Here is a 1,536-nt window from a genome sequence, read left to right as displayed (position 1 = left end):
GGACTCTCTTATGTTCATTTGCAAGCTCTCTAGCCGCGTTTTTTCTTTCGCCTTTGACGACGAGGTCATGCGTGAAGCTGATGCACAAAGCAGGAGACAGGGCATTTAGACGACGGCTGGCATACTCTTATGCGCGGGCTGGATACCGCATTTCCGTGTGTTCGTCTGGGGCTGTCTCTGTCTAATTTCGGGCATGGATGTATCCGCCACATAGAGTCCGCGAGGGTTCCCCACCGGAGCCCTGCCTCCAACTTTGCACATCAGACAGATGATTGGGTTTCTCGATAATTTTCCGCCGACGGTCGGCGCTTTAAACCTTTGTTGCCGGAGCGACCTCCTGCCCGATTGCCCACAGGAACGCGGCCATTTCTCTGGCAATGGCTGTGACAGCGATGACTTTCGGCTTGCCTGCCGCCACCAGCCTTCGATAGCGCGCGCAAAGGCGCACTTGACCTTTCCAGGCAATCTCGCGAACCGTCCTTGGCAGTCCTTCCAGCCGTGCCTGGATCGTTGGGCTTACCCGTGCGGGGAAGCGATATGTCCAAGCGCCTTCTATGAGCACTCTTCTGGCTCTTGTGTTGCCTGCCTTGGTGATCCCACCACGCTTGACCCGTTCGCCCGTCGAGCTCTCCGACGGCACGAGACCGAGATACGCCATCAACTGACGGGGATTATCAAAGCGCCTGACATCGCCGATTTCGACGACAAAGGTAACCGCTGTCATCAATGCAACGCCGCGCATCGCTTGGTAGGCGGCCACAACCGGGGCCATCGACCAGGATGCCGCGGTTTCCACCACCAGCTGGGTCAGCCGGTCCAGACGCACGCCGGCATCCTCGATGGCCTGGCAATATTCTGCCAACAGGATCTGGTGGGCGGGGTGATCAAATGCCTGGCACGTCAGCCATCTTGTATGGGCGCGCGTCCATGGTTTGCGTCCGGTATAGATGCGGCCGTGACGCAACAAGAAAGATTGAATCTGCTGGCGCGCCTGTTTCAGCGCGTCGCTGGCAGCTTCGCGGGCTCGCACCAGGTCGCGGATCGCCTCATGGCCTTGATCCGGAACCCAGACCGGGGTCAGCTCGCCGGCCCGGTGCAGGCGCGCCAGGCTTACGGCGTCCCGGCGGTTCGTCTTCACCCGGTCGCCCGCACGCTTGGGCACCAACGACGGCGCCACGACCACGCAGTCATGCCCCAACTCGACAATCTGGCGGTAAAGACCATAACCCGTGGGACCGGCCTCATAGCAAAAATGAAGCTTGGCGCCGCGCTTGGAAAGCTTACTGACCATCGATGCCACGGACGCCGGCTCCGAGGAGATGTCGCCAAAAAACCGCACCTCGCCGTTGCGCGCTCCTTCGGCAATCGCAACTGAAATCTTCGACTTGGATGTATCCAGGCCAATGAAAATTACGCTACCTTCTTTCATGGTTCGCCCTCGCTAAGCTTGGGGCTCGGCTCCGGCCAATCCAGAGCAACCCCCGAATTCAGCTTACTGCGGGGGCGGGCCACGCTCACCCCGAGAACATACGGTCT

1 protein-coding gene is annotated in these 1,536 nt (G+C 59.8%); it reads right to left on the bottom strand.

What is annotated here, in order from left to right; genetic code table 11:
- Window positions 1-310 precede the first annotated feature (310 nt).
- Window positions 311-1,429 carry an IS110 family transposase gene (locus HGP12_RS33735; protein WP_168843014.1) on the bottom strand — a complete coding sequence of 373 codons (1,119 nt, stop codon included), beginning with the start codon at window positions 1,427-1,429 and terminating at the stop codon, window positions 311-313.
- Window positions 1,430-1,536: the final 107 nt, after the last annotated feature.

The sequence above is a fragment of the Rhizobium sp. P28RR-XV genome, from assembly GCF_012641385.1.
Classification (GTDB): Bacteria; Pseudomonadota; Alphaproteobacteria; order Rhizobiales; family Rhizobiaceae; genus Rhizobium.
Note: the sequence above shows the minus strand (reverse complement) of the source record. Positions and strands in the feature narration are given on the sequence as shown.